The organism is Quadrisphaera sp. RL12-1S (assembly GCF_014270065.1).
GTDB lineage: Bacteria > Actinomycetota > Actinomycetes > Actinomycetales > Quadrisphaeraceae > Quadrisphaera.
On the sequence record NZ_JACNME010000002.1, the window covers coordinates 309,710 to 327,801 of the forward strand.

Below are 18,092 nucleotides of genomic sequence, written 5' to 3' on the forward strand. Positions count from 1 at the left end.
GGCGGGCGGCCCGCGGGTTTTCAGCGGGTGCGGACGGCGAGGACGGCCACGTCGTCGTCGCGGTGGCCGTGGAGCAGGTCCGGCAGCACGGTGTCGAGGAGGTCGTCCAGGTCCCGGTGGCCCTCGCGCTCCAGCTCGGCGAGCAGCGCGGCGGTGCCCGCGTCGAGGTCGGCGTCGCGCCGCTCCACCAGGCCGTCGGTGTGCAGCAGCAGGGTCGCGCCCGGCGGCAGGGGGCAGCGGTGGTCGCGGCGGGCCGATCCCGGCACCACGCCCACCATGACGTCGGGCCCGGGCTCCCCGCTGCTGGTGGGGACGACGACGGCGCGCGCGCGTCCGTCCCCGTCCGGCGCCACGAGCACCGGCGGCGGGTGGCCGGCGCTGCTCCAGGTCAGGTGGCGCGCGCCGCCGGGGGTCTGCGGCGGGTCGACCCGGGCCACCACGAGGGTGGCCAGCACGTCCAGCCCCAGAGCGTCGAGGGCCGCCTCGGTGCGCGCGATGAGCGCCGACGGCTCCTGCCCGCCCTCCACGGCGTAGGCGCGCAGCACCGCGCGCACCTGGCCCATGGACGCGGCGGCGCGGATGTCGTGGCCCGTGACGTCGCCGATGACCAGGGTGGTGGCGCCGGAGGCGTCCACGAGCGCGTCGTACCAGTCGCCGCCCACCTGGTCCCCGGAGCTCGCCGGGGTGTACCGGCTGGCCAGCTGCAGGCCGCGCGGCTGGGGCAGGTGCGTGAGCATCGCGGACTGCAGCGTGCGGGCGGCCTGCCGGCGGTCCTGCAGCTGCGCCAGGTGGGAGCGGCGCACGCCCGCCACCACGGCCACCACCGCGGTCGACAGCGCCACCACGCCGCAGCTGACCAGCGTGGTGAGCGGCGGGGTGCCGTCCACCAGGCAGGTCCACAGCGCCACCAGGGTGGCCAGCAGTCCCACCGCCACGACGTGCCAGCGGGCTCCGCCGATGGCCGTGATCGTGGGCGCCAGGGCGAACGCACCCCCGATGTTCGCCGCGCCCGGGTCGCCGCTGAGCTCGCCGGAGACGAGGTCGGTCGCCGTCAGCCCGACGCACGCCGCCACCCCGAGCCACAGCCAGCGCCGGGTGGGTCGCAGCAGCACGTGCTCGTCGTCCGCGCCTGCGCCGAAGCCCCCGCCCATCCGCCCAGCGTGCCGCACGCGGCTGGGAGCGGTAGGCAGGAGGCATGAGCGAGAGCACCCACGAGAGCGGCGTCGGCAAGACCGGGGGGCTTCCCGGCGCCAACGCCGACCCGGCCGCCGCCGAGACCCCGGAGCGCGAGCTCGCCGAGCTGCAGGCCGGTGAGGTGTCCCCGCCGGAGCCGGGCAGCGCCGGCAGCTGAGCGCGGCTCGCCGGCTGCCGTCGTCGTCCTGGTCCTCGGGTCAGGACGACGACGGCACCGCGGCGACGGCCCGCTCCAGTTCCGCCACGTCGATCTTCCGCATGGTCATCATCGACTGCATCGCGGCCCGGGCGCGGTCGGGGTCCGGGTCGGCCATGAGCTCGGTCAGGCGCTGCGGGACCACCTGCCAGGAGAAGCCCCACGGGTCCTTGAGCCACCCGCACTCGCTCTCCTGGCCGCCGCCGGCGACGAGCCCGTCCCAGTAGTGGTCGGTCTCCGCCTGGTCGGCGCACAGGACCTGGATGCTCACCGCCTCGTTGGGCGTGAACGCCGGGCCGCCGTTCAGCCCCAGGAAGCGCCGCCCGTCGAGCGTGAACTCGACGGTGAGCACCGCCCCCTCGGGCGTGCTGGGGTTGTCGGCGGGGGAGCGGACCACCGCGTCGACCGAGCTGTTCGGGAACAGCTCGGTGTACCGGCGGGCGGCCTCCTCCGCGGCCCCGTCGAACCACAGGCACGTCACCATCTCGGGCATGGTCGTCGTCCTTCCTCTCGATCCTGTGGGGTGTGACCGTCCGGGCGCGCGGGAGTCATCGGTGCTGGCTTAGCGTGATCCGGTGAGCGAGCTGCCCGCCAGTTCCGTCGCGGGGTCCGTCGAGGAGTCCGTCGAGGAGCTGGCCGCGCTGCTGTCCTCCGCCCGGGCCTCCGGGCGCGGTGTCATGGCGCTGACGGGGGCGGGCATGTCCACCGCGTCGGGCATCCCCGACTACCGCGGGCCGACGGGCTCCCAGCGCAAGGGCTCGCCCATGCGGTACGAGGAGTTCCTCCACGACCCCGAGGGCCGCCGGCGCTACTGGGCCCGCTCCTACGTGGGCTGGTGGCAGATCGCCACCGCCCGGCCCAACGCCGCGCACGCCGCGGTGGCCGACCTGCAGCGCTCCGGAGCGGTGGGCGCCGTGGTGACGCAGAACGTCGACGGGCTGCACCAGGCCGCCGGCAGCGAGCGCGTGCTCGAGCTGCACGGGACGCTGGCGCGGGTGGTGTGCCTCGGCTGCGGCGCGGTGGTGCCCCGCGCCCAGCTGGACCGGCGGCTGCGCGCGGCCAACCCCGGCTTCGCCGAGGCGGCCGAGGGCGTCGCCGACCAGCTGCGCGTGAACCCCGACGGCGACGTCGACCTCCCCGAGGACCTCGTGGCCTCGTTCGTGGTGGTGCTGTGCCCGGTGTGCGAGGTCGGGACGCTCAAGCCCGACGTCGTGTACTTCGGCGAGCCGGTGCCGAAGGACCGCGTGGAGCGCGCCTACGACCTGCTGGAGCTGGCTCCGGCGCTGCTGGTGCTCGGCTCGTCGCTGACGGTGATGAGCGGGTACCGGTTCGTGCGGGCGGCGGTGCGGCGGGGCCAGCCGGTGGCGGTGGTGACCGACGGCGCGACCCGCGCCGACGCCGACGGCGTCCTCAAGGTGGCCGCCCCCGTGCAGGAGCTGCTGCCTCAGCTGGTGTCGCGCCTGGCCTCCGAGCCCGCCGACGCGCTCTCCGCGTCCCGCTGACCCGCCCCCTGCCCCGCCTCCTGCCGCGACGATCAAGGAAGTGGCACACGCGCCGGCGTTGGCGACTTCCTTGATCGTCGCGGTGGAGGTGGGGGGTTCAGCTGGCGATGTGCGCGCCCAGCCAGCCCTGCGGCAGCCCGAAGGCGTCCACCACGCGGAGCGCGTGCGGCCGGACCTGCGCGCACAGCGCGTTCACCGCGGTGGTGAGCTCGCGGCTGCGGCCGGCGGTGACGAGCCCGCGCTCCAGGTACCAGGCGCGGTCGGCCTCCACCAGCGAGAGCACGTGCAGGTCGAGCAGGCGCGAGAGGAGCACCTTCGCGCGCTCGTCCTCGGCCCGGGCGATGGCCGCGTCGGCGGTCCGGGCCACCCACGCGTCGAGGTGCGCGCGGGCGGCGAGCACGAGGTGGTCCTGCACCTCGTTCATCACCGTGAAGCCGCTCTCACCGGCCTGCGCGCGCTTGCGCATCCGCAGCGCCAGGCTCTCCAGCGTGCGGCGCTCGCGGTGCTCGAGCATCCGCAGCTGCCAGGCCCTGTCGAAGAGCTCGGAGTCGGCCTCCTCCGGGGCCGACCCGGCCTGCTTGGCCGCCCCGCGCTGGCGCAGCGCGCTGATGTCCGTGACCACCTCGCCGACGAAGCCGGCGACGGCGCGGGCGGGCGTGCGGCCGGCGTAGGCGTCCACCAGGGACGTCGTCACCGCCCGGGCCTGCCCGATCCTGCCGGCGCCCTTGAGGGCGTCGCGGTGCTCGGAGAGCAGGTGCTTGCCCAGCAGCTGCAGCAGGACGGTGTTGTCGCCCTCGAAGGTGGTGAAGACGTCGGTGTCGCCCTTGAGCTGCGCGATCCGGTTCTCCGAGAGGAACCCGGAGCCGCCGCAGGCCTCGCGCGCCTCCTGCAGCGAACGGGTCGCGTGCCAGGTGAGCAGCGCCTTCATGCCGGCGGCCTTCGCCTCCAGGGCCTTCTGCGGGCCGGGTGCGGGGGCGGCGCCCAGCAGCACGGGGTTGGTCACGCGGTGCAGCTCGGCCACCAGGTCGTCCTGGGCCAGGGCGTACACCGCGGAGGAGGCCAGCAGGGGCAGCAGCCGGCGCTGGTGGGTGCGGTAGTCCAGCAGCGTGACCTCCTCGCCCTTCGCACCACCCGCCTTGGGGAACTGCGCGCGCCGCTCGGCGTAGGTCACCGCGATGGCCAGCCCGGTCTTCGCGGCGGCCAGCGCCGCCGCGCCGATGCAGACGCGGCCCTTGACCAGGGCGCCGAGCGTGGTGAAGAAGCGGGCGTTGGGGTTGGAGATCGAGGAGGTGTACGTGCCGTCCTCGGCCACCTGGCCGTAGCGGTCCAGCAGGTTCTCCCGCGGGACCCGCACGTGGTCGAACATGATCCGGCCGTTGTCCACGCCGTTCAGGCCCATCTTGCGGCCGCAGTCGGACAGGGTGACGCCGGGCAGGGCGCTGCCCGCCTCGTCGCGGATCGGCACGAGCACCGCGTGCACGCCGTGCGTCTCGCCCCGGGTGACGAGCTGGGCGTAGACCACGGCCATCCGCGCGTCGCGCGCGGCGTTGCCGATGTAGTCCTTGCGCGCCTCGGGGCCGGGGGAGTGGACCACGAACTCGCCCGTGGCCTCGTCGTAGGTGGCGGTGGTGCGCAGGTTGGCGACGTCGGAGCCGTGCCCGGTCTCGGTCATGGCGAAGCACCCGAGCAGGTCCAGCTCGACGGCGTCGCGCAGGTACCTCTCGTGGTGCTTCGCGGTCCCCAGGGCCTGGATCGAGCCCGCGAACAGGCCCCACTGCACGCCGGCCTTGATGGTCAGCGACAGGTCGGCGTGGCCGAGCATCTCGAAGTTCACCGTCTGCGCACCGACGCTGTCGCCGCCGATGCCGCCGGTGGCGCTGGCCGCGAAGCCGTAGCGGTGCTCGCCGGTGGGCACGACCTCCCGGAGCCGCTGCAGCGTCAGGGCGCGGTGCTCCTCGGTGGACAGGTGGTCCGTCGGCTCGCACCACGCGGCGGGGATCGTGGCGCGAGCCCTGTCGCGCACGGGGGCCCAGCGCCCGTCCAGCACCTTCTGGACGGCGCGCGGGTCGGCGACCAGCTGCTCGGGGTCGACCGGCCAGACGCGTCCGGCGGCGCCCTCGCCCTGGCCGTCGAGGCGGCTGGGGGCTCCGCCCGCGGTCTCGGCGACCCCGGCGGCGACAGCAGCGGCGTCGGTGCTGCTCGGGCCGGCCGCGCTCTGGGTGGTGGGGCTGCTCATGGCGTCTCCTCCAGGTGGTGCTGCGCCGCCCGGTCGGGGCGGTCGGTGGGCGGGGTCGTGAGGGGCGGTGTCGCGGAGGGCGGGGCCGTCACCACCGGCGCCCGGGACAGCCCGCCCCAGGCCAGGGCGGTCAGCTGCTCGGCCAGGACCGCCGCTGGAGTGCGCCGCCCGCCCTCGGGGACGGGAGTGCCCATCCAGTGGTCGGCCGCGGCGCGGACCATGCCCACCAGGCCGTGGGCCCAGGGCTCGGCGGTCCCGGCCTCCAGGCCGGCGGCCCGCAGCTGGCGGGCGATGGCGCGGGCGAACTCGGCGCTGACCGCCTGGGTGAGGCCGGCCAGGGGGTCCGCCGCGCTGGTCGCGGCCACCGACCCGGCGCCGCGGGTGACGAACCAGTACACGTCGGGGTCGTGCTCGACGAGGCGCAGGTAGGTGGCGATGACGGCGCCGAGGGCCGCGCGCGGGCGCTCGTGCTGGGCGGCGGCGGCGGCCAGGTCGCGCAGGATGCGCCGGCTCACGCGGTCGGCGACGGCGAGGTAGAGCTGCTCCTTGTCGGCGAAGTGCCGGTAGAGCGCGGTCTTGCTGGTGCCGGCGGCGGCGGCGATCTCGTCGACCCCCACGCCCGGCCCGTGCTGGGTGATGGCGCGCAGCGCGGCCTGGACCAGCTCCTCGCGGCGGGCGCGGCGGTGCGCCTCCCAGCGGGTGCTGCGCCCGTCCTGCACGGGGGTGGCTGGTGCGGGGGCAGCACTCGCCGGCGCAGGCGTCGTCGCGGCGGGCGTCACCGAGCGAGCGTAACCCGGTACCGCTGGTACCCGCTACCTCCAGTACCGGGTAGACCCCGTCTGCGGGTACCGTCGTGAGGTGGCCACCCCCAGCGCTCCCGCGACCGCCTCCAGCCCACGGGCGTCCCAGGCAGCGGGCCTGCGCGACGCCGTCGTCGTCGCCGCGGACCGCACCCCGTTCTCCCGCGCCGGGCGCGCCTACGCGCGCGCCTCCAGCCAGGACCTCCTGGCCGCCGCCCTCGACGGGCTCACCGCCCGCACCGGCCTGGCGGGCCAGCGCCTCGGCGCCGTCGTCGCCGGGTCGGTCCTGCGGCACAGCACCGACCTCAACCTCACCCGCGAGGCGCTGCTGTCCAGCGCGCTCGCCCCCACCACCCCCACCACCGACCTGTCGATGGCGTGCGCTACCGGCCTGGAGGCCGCGGTCATCGTGGCCAACGCCATCCGCGTCGGGCAGATCGACTCCGGCATCGCCGGCGGCGCCGACTCCGCCAGCGACGCGCCCCTCGCGGTCGGTGACGACCTGCGCCGCACGGTGCTCGCCGCGCGCGCGGCCCGGTCGACGACGCAGCGCCTCCGGGCGCTCGCGGGCCTGCGCCCCAGCGCGGTGCGCATCGAGGCCCCCCGCAACGCCGAGCCCCGCACCGGCCTGTCGATGGGCGAGCACGCCGCGCTGACCGCGGCCGCCTGGGGCGTCAGCCGCGCCGCGCAGGACGGGCTGGCCGCCCGCAGCCACCAGGCCCTGGCACGGGCCTGGGACGAGGGCTTCTTCGACGACCTCGTCACCAGCTGCCTGGGCCTGCGCCGCGACGACGTGCTGCGCCCCTCCACCACCGTGGAGGCCCTCGCCGCGCTCAAGCCCGTCTTCGGGCGCGACCTGCCCGCCGACCAGCCCGGTGCCGCCAGCATGACCGCCGGCAACTCCACCCCGCTGACCGACGGCGCCGCCGTCGTCCTGCTGGCCAGCCGCGAGTGGGCCGCAGAGCACCGCCTGCCGGTGCTGGCGAGGGTGGTCGACGCGGAGTCCGCCGCGGTCGACTTCGTCACCGGCACCGACGGCCTGCTCACCGCACCCGTCTACGCCATGCCGCGGCTGCTGGACCGGATCGGCTGGACCCTGCAGAGCGCCGACGTCCTCGAGGTCCACGAGGCGTTCGCCTCGACCGTGCTCGCCACCCTGGCCGCGTGGGAGTCCGAGGACTTCTGCCGCGAGCGGCTCGGGCGCCCCGCGCTCGGTGCCGTCGACAGGACGCGCCTCAACCCCGTCGGCTCGTCGCTCGCCACCGGCCACCCGTTCGCCGCGACCGGTGGGCGGGTGCTCGCCACCGCGGCCAAGCAGCTGCACCGGCTCGCCGCTCGTCGGGGCGCGGGCGAGAGCGCGCCGCGCGCGCTCATCTCCGTCTGCGCCGCCGGTGGGCAGGGCGTGGTCATGGCGCTGGAGGCGGCGTGAGCGCGGGGCCCGCTCGGGGCGCGCAGGTGAGGGACGTCTACGCCGAGCTCGTCCGCACCGCGCCCGGCGCCGCGGTCGCGCGGCGGCTCGGGCTGCCGCGCCCAGCGGTGCTGCGGCGCTCCGAGCCCGGTGCGCCGCTGCTGGGCGGCCCGGCGCTCGTGCTCGCCGCCGGGTCGGGGGCGTCGGTGTTCCGCACCCGCGAGGCCGGCGATGCGCTGGCCTCGCTGCTGGCGCGCGCCGGCGCTGACGCGCAGCTGGACCTCGCCGCCGTGCCCGAGGGGACGCGCCTCGGCGCGGTGGTCGTCGACGCCACCGGCGTCACCCGCACTCCCGACCTCACCGCCCTCGGCCTGGCGCTGGGCCCTGCGGTGCGCCGCCTCGGGGCCAGCGCCCGGGTGCTGCTCGTGGGCCGGACCCCGGCCCACCTCGACGACGTCGAGGCCGCCGCGGTCCAGCAGGGCCTCGAGGGCCTCGTGCGCACGGTCGGCAAGGAGCTGCGCGCCGGCGCCACGGCCGGCCTGCTGCGCCTGGCCCCCGATGCCGGCCCGGCGGAGCTCGACGGGCCGCTGCGCTTCCTGGTCTCAGCGCGGTCGGCGTTCGTGGACGGGCAGGTCGTGGACGTGGCGGCCGCGGTCCACGACGACGACGTGCGCCGCGCCGGCGAACAGCCGCTGAGCGGCGCCGTCGCCGTCGTCACCGGGGCCGCCCGCGGCATCGGGCGGGCCACGGCGCAGGTGCTGGCCCGGCAGGGCGCGCACGTGGTGGCGGTGGACGTGCCCGCCGCCAGCGGCGACCTCGCGCGCACCGCCAACGGCGTGCGCGGGCAGGCGCTCGCGCTCGACGTCACCGCACCCGACGCCCCGCACCGGCTGGTGGAGCACCTGCGGCGCGCGCTGGACGGGCCCGGGGCCGACCGGCTCGTCGTCGTCCACAACGCCGGCATCACGCGGGACCGGCTGCTGGTCAACCTCGACGCCGCCCGCTGGGAGGCGGTGCTGGGCGTCAACCTCGCGGCGCCGCTGCGCCTGACCGAGGCGCTGCTCGACGCCGGGCTGCTGGGCGCGGGGGCGCGGGTGGTGGGGGTCTCCTCCACGTCCGGGCTGGCGGGCAACCGCGGGCAGGCCAACTACGCGGCGTCCAAGGCGGGCGTCGCGGGGATGGTCCGGGCGCTCGCGCCGCGCCTCGGGCAGGTCGGGGCCACGGCCAACGCGGTCGCGCCGGGCTTCATCGAGACCGAGATGACCGCGAAGATCCCGCCGCTGCTGCGGCAGCTGGGTCGGCGCACCGCCAGCCTGCAGCAGGGCGGCCTGCCGGTGGACGTCGCCGAGGCGGTCGCGTGGCTCGCCGAGCCCGCCAGCGCCGGCGTCACCGGCCAGGTGGTCAGGGTCTGCGGCCAGGCGCTGGTGGGCGCGTGAGCCGGGAGGAGTCCCAGCGGTCGGAGCCGTCGCTGGCGCCCGTCTACGCGCGGGCGGTGCTGAGCGCGCGCCGCAAGGGCGCGGCGCTGCGCGCCCGGGCGGCGGCGGGGGAGCCGCTGGTGCTCCCCGCCGGACCGGGCGGCGTTCCCGCGCAGGTCGTCCGCCCTGGAGCGTCGGTGGGGACGGACCGGGCCGCGGCGCTGGCCCGCGCCACGGGTGTGCCGCTGCGCCCGGTCCTTCCGGTGCTCGGTCCGCACCTGCTGGCCTTCGCCGCCCAGCTGGAGCTGCTCTCCGCCGAGGAGTTCCCGCTGCCGCTTCCCGGCCTGGTGCACGTCACGCAGGTGGTGCGCCAGCACCGGCCGCTCGCCCCGGGGGAGCGCGTGGACGTGCGCGTCGCGGTGCGCGGGCTCTCGCAGCACCCGAAGGGCGCCGTGGTCGAGCTGGGCTCGGTGCTGACCAGCGCTCAGGGCGAGGTCGTGTGGGAGGGCACCAGCGGCTACCTGGCGCGCGGGGCCTCGGCGGCCGGGGCGGGCGCGACCGGCGTCGTCGTCGGCCTGGGCGACGGGCTGCCGGAGCCCGCCGTCAGGACGGCGGCGCGCTGGCGGGTGCCCGCCGACGCCGGGCGCCGCTACGCCGCCGTCAGCGGTGACGTGAACCCGATCCACCTCTCCGCGCTGGCCGCCAGGGCGTTCGGGTTCCGCGGCGCCATCGCGCACGGCCTGTGGACGCTGGCCCGCGCGGTGGGGCAGGTGGAGCCCCGGCTCGGGCCCGCCGTCGAGGTCCGCGCCCGGTGGGGCTCGCCGCTGCTGCTCGGCTCGCGCGCGACCCTGTGCGCCGAGCCCGTCGACGACGGTGCCGGTGCCGCCGGGGGCGGGTGGTCGCTGGCCGTCCGGTCGGGCGTCCCGCTGCCCGGCGACCGCGTGCACCTCACGGCCACCGCCGCCCCTCTGCGCCCCACCTCGTGATCCTGGGCGCTGGCCACCCTCGACCAGGGGGGCCAGCGCCCACGACCACCGACGGGGTGGGGGTCAGGCCTTGTCGAGGGCGTCCGGCTTGTGGACGGCCTCCTTGCCGGTCTTGTCGCTCTTGACCAGGTACTGCGGGTCGTCGTCGTCGGCCTTGACCGTGCGGCCCGCGGCCTCGGTGTCCTCGGTGATCTTCTTCTCCACCGTGCCCTCGACGGTGTTGCCGTGCGACGACCACTCGACGTCGTCGCCCTTGCGGAAGGTCTGCTCCTCAGCCATGGGCCCTCCCTGCCCAGCGCCGGGCGGCTCACACGCGCCTCACCCGACCGGAGGCAGCACGGAGATCGTCATCTGATGTTCTTCTGATGCATCACGGGGTCCCCGCTGTTGATCCGGCGCCGCGAGGGCCCTACGGTCGGGGTGTCCGGGACGTCCGCGCCAGCGGTGACGCGGGTGCCCGGCTCACCTCGGGAGCGTGCATGAGCAGCAACCGCGCAGTGGCCTACAACGGCCACGGTGTCGACGTCATCGACATCGACTACCCGACGTTCGAGCTCAAGGACGGCCCGGGCGTCAACCCCGCCAACGTCGGCCGCCCCGTCCGGCACGGCGTCATCCTCAAGACGGTCTCCACCAACATCTGCGGCTCTGACCAGCACATGGTCCGCGGGCGCACCACCGCCCCCGAGGGCCTCGTGCTGGGCCACGAGATCACCGGCGAGGTGGTCGAGGTGGGGCCGGACGTGGAGTTCATCAAGGTGGGCGACCTCGTCTCGGTGCCGTTCAACATCGCGTGCGGCCGGTGCCGCAACTGCAAGGAGCGCAAGACCGGCATCTGCCTCAACGTCAACCCCGACCGCCCGGGCTCGGCGTACGGGTACGTCGACATGGGCGGCTGGGTCGGCGGGCAGGCCGAGTACGTCCTCGTGCCCTACGCGGACTGGAACCTGCTGAAGTTCCCCGACAAGGACCAGGCGATGGAGAAGATCCTCGACCTGACCATGCTGTCGGACATCTTCCCGACCGGCTTCCACGGCTGCGTGACCGCGGGCGTCGGCGTCGGGTCGACCGTCTACATCGCCGGCGCCGGCCCGGTGGGCCTGGCCGCGGCGGCCGGGGCGCAGCTGCTCGGAGCCGCCGTCGTCATCGTCGGTGACCTCAACGAGGACCGCCTCGCGGCGGCGCGGGCGTTCGGGTGCGAGACCGTCGACGTGTCCAAGGGCGACCCCAAGGACCAGGTCGAGCAGATCCTCGGCGTGCCCGAGGTCGACTGCGGCGTCGACGCCGTGGGCTTCGAGGCGCGCGGCCACGGCTCCGGTGCGCAGCAGGAGGCGCCGGCGACGGTGCTCAACTCCCTCATGGAGCTGACCGCGGCCGGTGGCGCGATGGGCATCCCCGGCCTCTACGTCACCGGTGACCCGGGCGGTGTCGACGACGCCGCCAAGCGCGGTGCGCTCTCCCTCGACCTGGGCACCGGCTGGGCGAAGTCGCTGAGCTTCACCACCGGCCAGTGCCCGGTGATGAAGTACCACCGCGGCCTGATGATGGCGATCCTGCACGACCGGGTGCAGATCGCGAAGGCCGTCAACGCCACGCCGATCTCCCTGGAGGAGGCGCCCCAGGGCTACGCCGACTTCGACAAGGGCGCCGCCAAGAAGTACGTGCTCGACCCGCACGGGGTCATCAAGCGCTGACCCCGCCCCCCATCCGTGATCATGGGCGATCGGCCACCCCAGGTGGCTGGGCGCCCATGATCACGGTGGGAGAGGGGGAGGGTCAGCGGCGGACGCTGCTCATGTCGGGGTAGCGCTCTCCGGCGGTGGCGCCGGCGGGTGCGGCCTCGTCCAGGCGCGCCAGGTCCTCGGCGGTGAGGTGCACCTCCAGCGCCCCCACGTTCTCCTCCAGGCGCGCCACCTTCGTGGTGCCGGGGATCGGGACGACGTCGGGGCCCTGCGCCAGCACCCACGCCAGCGCCAGCTGCGCCGGCGTGCAGCCCTTCTCCTCGGCGATGGCGCGCACCCGGTCCACCATCCGCAGGTTCTGCTCGAACGCCTCGCCCTGGAAGCGCGGGTTGTTGCGGCGGAAGTCGTCCTCGGCGAAGTCGTCGGGTGAGGTGATGGCGCCGGTGAGGAAGCCGCGGCCCAGCGGGGAGTAGGGCACGAAGCCGATGCCCAGCTCGCGCACGGTGTCGAGCACGCCGTCGGACTCGACGTCGCGCGTCCACAGGCTCCACTCTGTCTGCAGGGCCGTCACCGGGTGCACGGCGTCGGCGCGGCGGATGGTCTCCGGCGCCGCCTCGGAGATGCCCAGGAAGCGCACCTTGCCGGCGGTGACCAGCTCGCTCATCGCGCCCCAGGTCTCCTCCACGGGCACGGTGGTGTCCACGCGGTGCTGGTAGTAGAGGTCGATGTGGTCCACGCCGAGCCGCTGCAGCGACGCGTCGCAGGCGGTGCGCACGTACTCGGGCCGGCCGTTGACGCGGCGGGTGCCGTCCTCGCGGCGCTCGTTGCCGAACTTGGTGGCCAGCACCACCTCCTCGCGCCGCGCGCCGATGGCACGGCCGACGAGCCGCTCGTTGGTGAACGGGCCGTACATGTCGGCCGTGTCCAGCAGCGTGACGCCCAGGTCGAGGGCGCGGTGGACCGTGCGGACCGACTCCTCGTCATCTCGGGCGGCAGCGCCGCCGTAGAACTCGCTCATCCCCATGCAGCCCAGGCCCAGGGGTGAGACGGACAGGTCGCGCAGGCGCCGGGGCGCGCGCTCGGTGGTGGTCATCACGGGTCTCCTGCGGATCGGGGGTCAGCGGCGGCGCAGCGAGGCGTCGGCCAGGGACGGCGGGACGTAGCCGGCGTCGGCGGTGGCCAGCGTGGTGCCCGGCGGCACGATCTCGTCGATGCGGTCCAGGACGTCGTCGGCCAGGACGACGTCGACGGCGCCGAGCTGGCTCTCCAGCTGCTCCATGGTGCGCGGCCCGATGATCGGGCTGGTCACGCCCGGGTGGCGCAGCACGAACGCCAGCGCCAGGTGCACCAGCGACAGGCCGGCCTCGTCGGCGAGGGTGGCGAGGGCGTCAGCGGCCTCGAGCTTGCGCTGGTTGTCCGGCAGCGACAGGTCGAAGCGCGCGGGGATGCGCTGGGCGCGGCTGGAGGTCGGGGCGGTGCTCGAGTCCATGCCCTTGCGGTAGCGCCCGGTGAGCCAGCCGCCGGCCAGCGGGCTCCACGGCAGCACGCCCATCCCGAACTGCTGGGCCACGGGCAGCACGTCGCGCTCGATGCCGCGCACGAGGATCGAGTACGGGGGCTGCTCGGTGACGTAGCGCGACAGCCCGCGCTCCTTGGCGACCCACTGCGCGTCCACCACCTCGTGGGCGGGGAACGTCGAGGACCCGAAGTAGCGGATCTTCCCCGCACGCTGAAGGTCCGTCAGCGCCGAGAGCGTCTCCTCGTGGTCGACCGCCGGGTCGGGCCGGTGGATCTGGTACAGGTCGATCCAGTCGGTCTGCAGCCGACGCAGGCTGTCCTCCACCTCCCGGACCAGCCAGCGCCGGGAGTTCCCCTGGCGGTTGGGCCCCTCACCCATCTGGCCGTGGGCCTTGGTGGCGAGCACCACCTCGTCGCGCCGGCCCAGCAGGGCCTTGCCGACGATCTCCTCGCTCTCGCCCTGCGCGTACACGTCAGCGGTGTCGACGAAGTTCACGCCGGCGTCGAGCGCGCGGTGGATGATCCGGATCGAGTCGTCGTGGTCGGGGTTGCCCCACGCGCCGAACATCATGGCGCCGAGGCAGAGGGGGCTGACCTGGACGCCGGTGCGTCCCAGAGTGCGGGTGTCCACACCCGCCACGCTGCGCCTGCTCGCGCCGTCCCGCACCCCGGGGACCCGCGCCGGGGACGTGCGCCGGGGGAGTGCCCTGAGGACGCGCCCTGGGCTGGTGGGGCTAGGCGGCGTCCTGCAGCGGGTGGATGCGCAGCGCGACCTGCTCCGGCGGCGTCTTCCCGCGCTTGCGGGCCGCGGCCGCGCCGGCGCGCTGGCCCCCCAGCAGCAGCCGGCCGAGCAGCGGGTGCTTGATCTGCACCAGCAGCCGCAGGCGGCGGACCACGGCCGGGTCCACCACCACCTCCGCCAGGGCCTCCAGCTCGGTGGCGCCCGGCTCCGGCGTCCCGCGGCGGTCGCACGGCACCAGCAGCACCCGGCCGTTGTGCCGCAGGCGCTTGACCTTGCCGGCCTGCGCACCGGTGATGACCAGCAGGTCCCCGTCGCGGCCGCCGAGGGCGGACCTGTCGGCGACCACCCAGACCGGGGTGGGGACCGGCACGCCGGTGCGGCGGAAGGTGGTGAGGCGGACGTAGCTGTTGCGGCTCAGCGCGATGAGCTCCGCGGAGCCGGCTGCTTCGGCGTGGGTGGCCACGACGCCAGCCTAGGGCTGGGAGGATGGTCGTGGGACGACAGCGCAGCCGACCCGGACCCTCGCCAGCACGCCAGACCGGAGGCCGCGCACGCCGTGGACGCACCCCAGCACGCCCCGACCCAGCCCGCAGGGAGCTCGGCGGGCCCGGCTCTGCTGGCGCTGGCCATCGGCGCCTTCGCCATCGGCTCCACCGAGTTCCTCATGATGGGGCTGCTGCCCCAGGTGGCCGCCGACCTTCGCGTGTCCGTGCCGGCGGTCGGCTACGCCATCTCCGCGTACGCGCTCGGCGTCGTCGTCGGAGCCCCGACCCTCACGGCGCTGTCCACGCGGTTCCCCCACCAGCGGGTGCTCGCGGGCCTCATGGCGCTGTTCGTGGTGGGGCACGCGGTGACGGCGCTGGCGCCCGGGTACGACGGGCTGCTCGTCGGGCGGTTCGTCACGGGGCTGTCGCACGGGTCGTTCTTCGGCGTCGCGGCGGTGGTGGCCAGCCGCCTCGCGCCGCCGGGCAAGGCCGCCAGCGCCATCAGCCGCGTCTTCACCGGCCTCACCGTGGCGCAGGTGCTGGGCGTGCCGTTCGGCACGCTGCTGGGCCAGCACCTCGGCTGGCGATGGGCGTTCGCCGCCATCGGCCTGCTCGGCGTGGTGACGGCGCTCGCGGTGCTGCGCTGGGTGCCGCTGCGGCGCGACACCGCCACCCCGCTGCGCCGGGAGATGGCCGACCTCGCCCGGCCGCAGGTGCTGCTGACCCTGGCCGCCACCGCCGTCGGCACCGGCGGGCTGTTCGCCGTGTACAGCTACGTCGCGCCGATCCTCACCGACCTCGCCGGCTTCTCCGCGGGCGCGGTGGCGTGGGTGCTCGTGGTCTACGGGCTCGGCACCGTGGCGGGGACGCTGCTCGGCGGCCGCACCGCGGACCGCTTCCCGGAGGCCTCGGTGGTGCTGGGGCTGCTCGGCCTGGGCCTGGCCTGCCTGCTGCTGCTCGCGCTGTCGGGGTCGCGGGCGGGCGCGCTGGTGGCCCTCGTGGTCTTCGCCGTCATGGCCTTCTTCGTGGGCCCGACGCTCATGAACCGCACCATCTCCGTGGCGCCCGGCTCGGGCCTCATGGCCTCGGCGTTCAACCAGGCGGCGTTCAACGCCGCCAACGCCCTCGGCGCCGCGGCCGGCGCGCAGGTGCTCACGGCGGGGTTCGGCCTGCGCGCCACCATGGTGGTGGGCGCCTGCCTCGCCATCGCCGGGTCGCTCGTGGCCCTCGTGGCGGTGGTGCTGCTGCACGGCGCGCCGCAGCCCGCCGCCCGGATCGCCGAGCTGGCCCGCGCCCGCGCGGCCCGCCGCGCCGCCGAGCACGAGCCGTCGCTGGTGCTGGAGGCGCTGCGCCTGGCGGGGGAGGCCGGCGCCACCTCGTGCGTGGCCGCGGTGCGCCTGTCCGAGCCCTGGCCCCGGGGCTGACTCGCTGGTCCGGGCGCGCCGGGTGAGGATCGGGCGGTGCCCGAGGGTGACACCGTCGCGCGGCTGGCGCAGCGCCTGCGCCCGCTGCTGGAGGGCCGCACCCTGGTGCACGGCCGCCTCAACGTGCCGGCGCACGCCACGGCCGACCTCGCCGGCGCCCTCGTCGTCGGCGTCGCCACCCACGGCAAGCACCTCCTGACACGGCTCGACCTCGCCGGAGAGGCCCTCACGCTCCACACGCACCTGCTCATGGACGGCGAGTGGGCGCTGCTGGGCCCCGGCAAGCGGCTGCCCGCGCGCCTGCTGCCCGACGTGCGCGTGCTGCTGGTCACCGACCAGCAGCGCACGGCCGCCGGGCTGCGGATGCCCGTGGTGGAGCTGCTGCGCACCGCCGACGAGGCCCGCGCCACCGGCCACCTCGGCCCCGACCTGCTCGACCCCGCCCTCGACGTCCCGGCCGCCGCCGCACGGCTGCTGGCAGACCCGGCCCGCCCGCTCGCCGCGGTCCTCCTCGACCAGCGCCTCGTGGCGGGGCTGGGCAACCTGTGGGCCAACGAGCTGTGCTTCCTCACCGGCCGCAGCCCCTGGACGCCGGTCGGCGACCTCGGCGAGCCGGGGGTGGCGCGCCTGGTGGTGCGGGCCGCCCGCGCGCTGCGCGCCTCCGCCAGCGGCGCCACCGGCTACCAGGTGACCACCGGCAACACCCGCCCCGGGCAGGAGCACTGGGTGGCCGGCCGCGCGGGGCAGGCGTGCCGGCGGTGCGGCACCCGTGTCGAGGTGGTCGCGGAGGCCGCCGGGGTACCGAAGGACGACGACGACGCCGCGGGCGTGCGGCGCCGCACGTGGTGGTGCCCCCACTGCCAGCCGGGCCCATCGCCGCTGACGCTGCCGCCGCGGAGCGGGCGTTGAGCTCCGCCGTCAGGAGGCGGGTCGCCGGGGTGGGTTGGCGATGACGAGGGACCCCACGACGGCGGCGGCGCCCACCAGGAGCGCAGGGCTCGGTGCCTGCCCCAACCACAGCCAACCGCCGGCGATGCCGAAGACCGGCACCGTGGACAGGAAAAGGCCTGCGCGCGACGGACCGAGGCGCCGCAGCCCCACGAGGTAGAGCCAGGTGGCCAGGGCGTACTGCACGAGACCCGTGGCGGCGGCCAGGGCGAGCACCGGCCAGCCCAGGTCTGGCACTCGCGCCAGCGCACCCGGCCCCTGGACCAGGAGCAGCGCCACCGCGGCGACCACCAGCCCCGCGAGCTGCTGCACCGACGCCTGGGTGGCCGTCGGCAGCACGGTCACGGCCCTCGCGCTCGCGATCGCCGACCCCGCCGCCAGCGCTGCTGCGCACAGCACCAGCAGGTCGCCGGAGGCGCTGCCTGCTCCGCCCTCGCGCAGCGACGCTCCACCGGTGACGAGCACCAGCCCCGCGGTCCCGAGGACCACGGCCGCCAGCAGGCGGCGCTCCGGGCGCTGCCGCAGCACCAGCCAGACCAGCACCACCGTGAGCACCGGCTCGCTCGCATCGATGGTGGTGGCGCTCCCCGCCGTCGTCATGGCCAGCCCCGTGAGGCCGACGACGTAGGACAGCCCCGGCTCGAGCGCACCGGCGGTGGTGCTGGCCAGCGCGGCGCCCCGGCCGGCTCTGCGGAGCGCGTCCCACGGCGCTTCCCGCAGCGAGGCGAGCGCGAGTGCTGTGGTGCTGGCGCACAGCTGCAGCACCAGGAGGGTGGTGGCAGGGACCACGTCGAGCAGCCCGCGGCTGGCGACCGTGGACAGGCCCCAGCAGGCGGCGCTGCCCAGCACGGCGGCGGCCGCCCAGCCCGTTCCGGTCGTGCGCCTCCCGGGCTGGATCCGGCGCCGTGCGCCTCGTGGCGCCGCCCTGTCCGCCGAGCGGGCGCCTGCGGAGGCGTTCACGCCCTTCCCGACCCGTCAGGTGCCTGCTGGTCGGAGGTCTCGAAGACCAGGCACCTCTGCTCGACGGGGCAGCCGAGCGGCACGCACACGTCGTCGTCGCAGAGCCTGCAGATGCGGGTCCCCGCGGCCGCGGAGGTGGTGACGGCTTCCAGCATGACCTCCAGCAGCGGGCCGAGCGCCGCGCGCTGCTCCTCGTCGAGCAGGGCTGTCACCGGGGTGAGCGCCCGTGCGCGCGCGTCGAGGGCGGACCGGCGGGCGGCCTCACCCGCGGCGGTCAGCTCCACGAGGACGGCTCGCGCGTCTCGCGCGGCTCCCGGGTGTCGGTCCACCAGCCCGGCCGCCGCGAGCCTGTCGATGGCGCGGACCGTCGCCGAGTGGGTCCGCCCGGTCGCCGCGGCGAGGTCGGTGATGCGCAGCGGTTCCTGGCCCACGAGGACGAGGACGGCGATGTCCTCGTGGTCGGGGCCGTCGCCGCGCGAGACGGCCTCCCACACGGCGTCACTGAGCCACAGCGACAGCGAGGCGAGCATGTTCTCGACCTTGTCCACGGGAGAAGTATGCGCCATGCACATATCCGTTCGCATCCGTCCGCCCGG

At 76.0% G+C, this 18,092-nt stretch carries 18 protein-coding genes; 8 read left to right on the forward strand and 10 right to left on the reverse strand.

Going from position 1 to position 18,092, the window contains the following annotated elements:
- Nucleotides 1–20: 20 nt before the first annotated feature.
- A complete protein-coding gene (locus H7K62_RS04930) occupies nucleotides 21–1,151 on the reverse strand; it encodes a PP2C family protein-serine/threonine phosphatase (RefSeq protein WP_186716817.1) in 1,131 nt (376 codons plus the stop codon).
- A gap of 44 nt (nucleotides 1,152–1,195) precedes the next feature.
- On the opposite strand from H7K62_RS04930, the gene H7K62_RS04935 reads away from it, so the two are divergent.
- Nucleotides 1,196–1,351, forward strand: a complete 156-nt coding sequence (locus tag H7K62_RS04935; protein WP_186716818.1) for a hypothetical protein — start codon at nucleotides 1,196–1,198, stop codon at nucleotides 1,349–1,351.
- A gap of 40 nt (nucleotides 1,352–1,391) precedes the next feature.
- Here H7K62_RS04935 and H7K62_RS04940 read toward each other — a convergent pair whose 3' ends face one another.
- Nucleotides 1,392–1,883: a VOC family protein gene (locus H7K62_RS04940; RefSeq protein ID WP_186716819.1), complete on the reverse strand. Its 492-nt coding sequence runs from the start codon at nucleotides 1,881–1,883 to the stop codon at nucleotides 1,392–1,394.
- 82 nt (nucleotides 1,884–1,965) lie between these two features.
- Here H7K62_RS04940 and H7K62_RS04945 point away from each other — a divergent pair, with 82 nt between their 5' ends.
- Complete coding sequence (locus H7K62_RS04945; protein ID WP_370591609.1) at nucleotides 1,966–2,892, forward strand: NAD-dependent protein deacetylase; 927 nt, start codon at nucleotides 1,966–1,968, stop codon at nucleotides 2,890–2,892.
- A 97-nt stretch (nucleotides 2,893–2,989) separates the two neighbouring features.
- Here the strand turns inward: H7K62_RS04945 and H7K62_RS04950 are convergent, their stop codons facing one another.
- Entirely contained in the window at nucleotides 2,990–5,128 is a 2,139-nt protein-coding gene (locus H7K62_RS04950) for an acyl-CoA dehydrogenase family protein (RefSeq protein WP_186716820.1), read from the reverse strand.
- Nucleotides 5,125–5,907 (reverse strand): TetR/AcrR family transcriptional regulator, encoded by a 783-nt coding sequence (locus tag H7K62_RS04955; RefSeq protein ID WP_222437097.1) that lies wholly within the window; start codon nucleotides 5,905–5,907, stop codon nucleotides 5,125–5,127. Before H7K62_RS04955 ends, H7K62_RS04950 begins: the two co-directional genes overlap by 4 nt.
- A 79-nt stretch (nucleotides 5,908–5,986) precedes the next feature.
- Between H7K62_RS04955 and H7K62_RS04960 the strand changes: the two genes are divergently transcribed.
- Genes H7K62_RS04960 through H7K62_RS23550 form a run of 3 tightly spaced genes read left to right on the forward strand, consistent with a single transcriptional unit; the run spans nucleotide 5,987 to nucleotide 9,737 of the window.
- Nucleotides 5,987–7,357: an acetyl-CoA C-acetyltransferase gene (locus H7K62_RS04960; RefSeq protein WP_186716821.1), complete on the forward strand. Its 1,371-nt coding sequence runs from the start codon at nucleotides 5,987–5,989 to the stop codon at nucleotides 7,355–7,357.
- 26 nt (nucleotides 7,358–7,383) lie between these two features.
- Nucleotides 7,384–8,772, forward strand: coding sequence for a 3-oxoacyl-ACP reductase (locus H7K62_RS04965; RefSeq protein WP_186717053.1), 1,389 nt, complete (start codon nucleotides 7,384–7,386; stop codon nucleotides 8,770–8,772).
- The gene (locus H7K62_RS23550) at nucleotides 8,769–9,737 is read left to right on the forward strand and encodes a MaoC/PaaZ C-terminal domain-containing protein (protein ID WP_186716822.1); all 969 of its coding nucleotides are present in this window, start codon (nucleotides 8,769–8,771) and stop codon (nucleotides 9,735–9,737) included. The genes H7K62_RS04965 and H7K62_RS23550 overlap by 4 nt, the downstream gene beginning before the upstream one ends.
- Before the next feature lie 63 nt (nucleotides 9,738–9,800).
- Here the strand turns inward: H7K62_RS23550 and H7K62_RS04975 are convergent, their stop codons facing one another.
- On the reverse strand, nucleotides 9,801–10,016 hold the full coding sequence (locus H7K62_RS04975; protein ID WP_186716823.1) for a hypervirulence associated TUDOR domain-containing protein: 216 nt from the start codon (nucleotides 10,014–10,016) through the stop codon (nucleotides 9,801–9,803).
- A gap of 200 nt (nucleotides 10,017–10,216) precedes the next feature.
- Between H7K62_RS04975 and fdhA the strand changes: the two genes are divergently transcribed.
- Nucleotides 10,217–11,431, forward strand: coding sequence for a formaldehyde dehydrogenase, glutathione-independent (gene fdhA, locus H7K62_RS04980; protein ID WP_186716824.1), 1,215 nt, complete (start codon nucleotides 10,217–10,219; stop codon nucleotides 11,429–11,431).
- Nucleotides 11,432–11,513: 82 nt separating this feature from the next.
- Here the strand turns inward: fdhA and H7K62_RS04985 are convergent, their stop codons facing one another.
- The 3 genes from H7K62_RS04985 to H7K62_RS04995 form a co-directional block, all read right to left on the reverse strand.
- Nucleotides 11,514–12,512: an aldo/keto reductase gene (locus tag H7K62_RS04985; protein WP_186716825.1), complete on the reverse strand. Its 999-nt coding sequence runs from the start codon at nucleotides 12,510–12,512 to the stop codon at nucleotides 11,514–11,516.
- A 24-nt stretch (nucleotides 12,513–12,536) separates the two neighbouring features.
- On the reverse strand, nucleotides 12,537–13,568 hold the full coding sequence (locus tag H7K62_RS04990; RefSeq protein ID WP_186716826.1) for an aldo/keto reductase: 1,032 nt from the start codon (nucleotides 13,566–13,568) through the stop codon (nucleotides 12,537–12,539).
- 103 nt (nucleotides 13,569–13,671) lie between these two features.
- Nucleotides 13,672–14,142 (reverse strand): PPOX class F420-dependent oxidoreductase, encoded by a 471-nt coding sequence (locus tag H7K62_RS04995; RefSeq protein ID WP_222437099.1) that lies wholly within the window; start codon nucleotides 14,140–14,142, stop codon nucleotides 13,672–13,674.
- Between the two features lie 93 nt (nucleotides 14,143–14,235).
- Here H7K62_RS04995 and H7K62_RS05000 point away from each other — a divergent pair, with 93 nt between their 5' ends.
- Both H7K62_RS05000 and H7K62_RS23555 read left to right on the forward strand, forming a co-directional pair.
- On the forward strand, nucleotides 14,236–15,588 hold the full coding sequence (locus H7K62_RS05000; RefSeq protein WP_222437100.1) for an MFS transporter: 1,353 nt from the start codon (nucleotides 14,236–14,238) through the stop codon (nucleotides 15,586–15,588).
- Nucleotides 15,589–15,624: 36 nt separating this feature from the next.
- Nucleotides 15,625–16,497 carry a DNA-formamidopyrimidine glycosylase family protein gene (locus H7K62_RS23555; RefSeq protein ID WP_186716827.1) on the forward strand — a complete coding sequence of 291 codons (873 nt, stop codon included), beginning with the start codon at nucleotides 15,625–15,627 and terminating at the stop codon, nucleotides 16,495–16,497.
- A 9-nt stretch (nucleotides 16,498–16,506) separates the two neighbouring features.
- Here the strand turns inward: H7K62_RS23555 and H7K62_RS05010 are convergent, their stop codons facing one another.
- Both H7K62_RS05010 and H7K62_RS05015 read right to left on the reverse strand, forming a co-directional pair.
- Nucleotides 16,507–17,496 carry a DMT family transporter gene (locus tag H7K62_RS05010; protein WP_186716828.1) on the reverse strand — a complete coding sequence of 330 codons (990 nt, stop codon included), beginning with the start codon at nucleotides 17,494–17,496 and terminating at the stop codon, nucleotides 16,507–16,509.
- The gene (locus tag H7K62_RS05015; RefSeq protein ID WP_186716829.1) at nucleotides 17,493–18,044 is read right to left on the reverse strand and encodes a MarR family winged helix-turn-helix transcriptional regulator; all 552 of its coding nucleotides are present in this window, start codon (nucleotides 18,042–18,044) and stop codon (nucleotides 17,493–17,495) included. The genes H7K62_RS05010 and H7K62_RS05015 overlap by 4 nt, the downstream gene beginning before the upstream one ends.
- Nucleotides 18,045–18,092 lie beyond the last annotated feature (48 nt).

What these genes read in the sequence shown, in the direction of transcription:
- H7K62_RS04930 (WP_186716817.1), bottom strand. Translation starts at nt 1,151, where the DNA reads ATGGGCGGGGGCTTCGGCGCAGGCGCGGACGACGAGCACGTGCTGCTG.
- H7K62_RS04935 (WP_186716818.1), top strand. Translation starts at nt 1,196, where the DNA reads ATGAGCGAGAGCACCCACGAGAGCGGCGTCGGCAAGACCGGGGGGCTT.
- H7K62_RS04940 (WP_186716819.1), bottom strand. Translation starts at nt 1,883, where the DNA reads ATGCCCGAGATGGTGACGTGCCTGTGGTTCGACGGGGCCGCGGAGGAG.
- H7K62_RS04950 (WP_186716820.1), bottom strand. Translation starts at nt 5,128, where the DNA reads ATGAGCAGCCCCACCACCCAGAGCGCGGCCGGCCCGAGCAGCACCGAC.
- H7K62_RS04975 (WP_186716823.1), bottom strand. Translation starts at nt 10,016, where the DNA reads ATGGCTGAGGAGCAGACCTTCCGCAAGGGCGACGACGTCGAGTGGTCG.
- fdhA (WP_186716824.1), top strand. Translation starts at nt 10,217, where the DNA reads ATGAGCAGCAACCGCGCAGTGGCCTACAACGGCCACGGTGTCGACGTC.
- H7K62_RS04985 (WP_186716825.1), bottom strand. Translation starts at nt 12,512, where the DNA reads ATGACCACCACCGAGCGCGCGCCCCGGCGCCTGCGCGACCTGTCCGTC.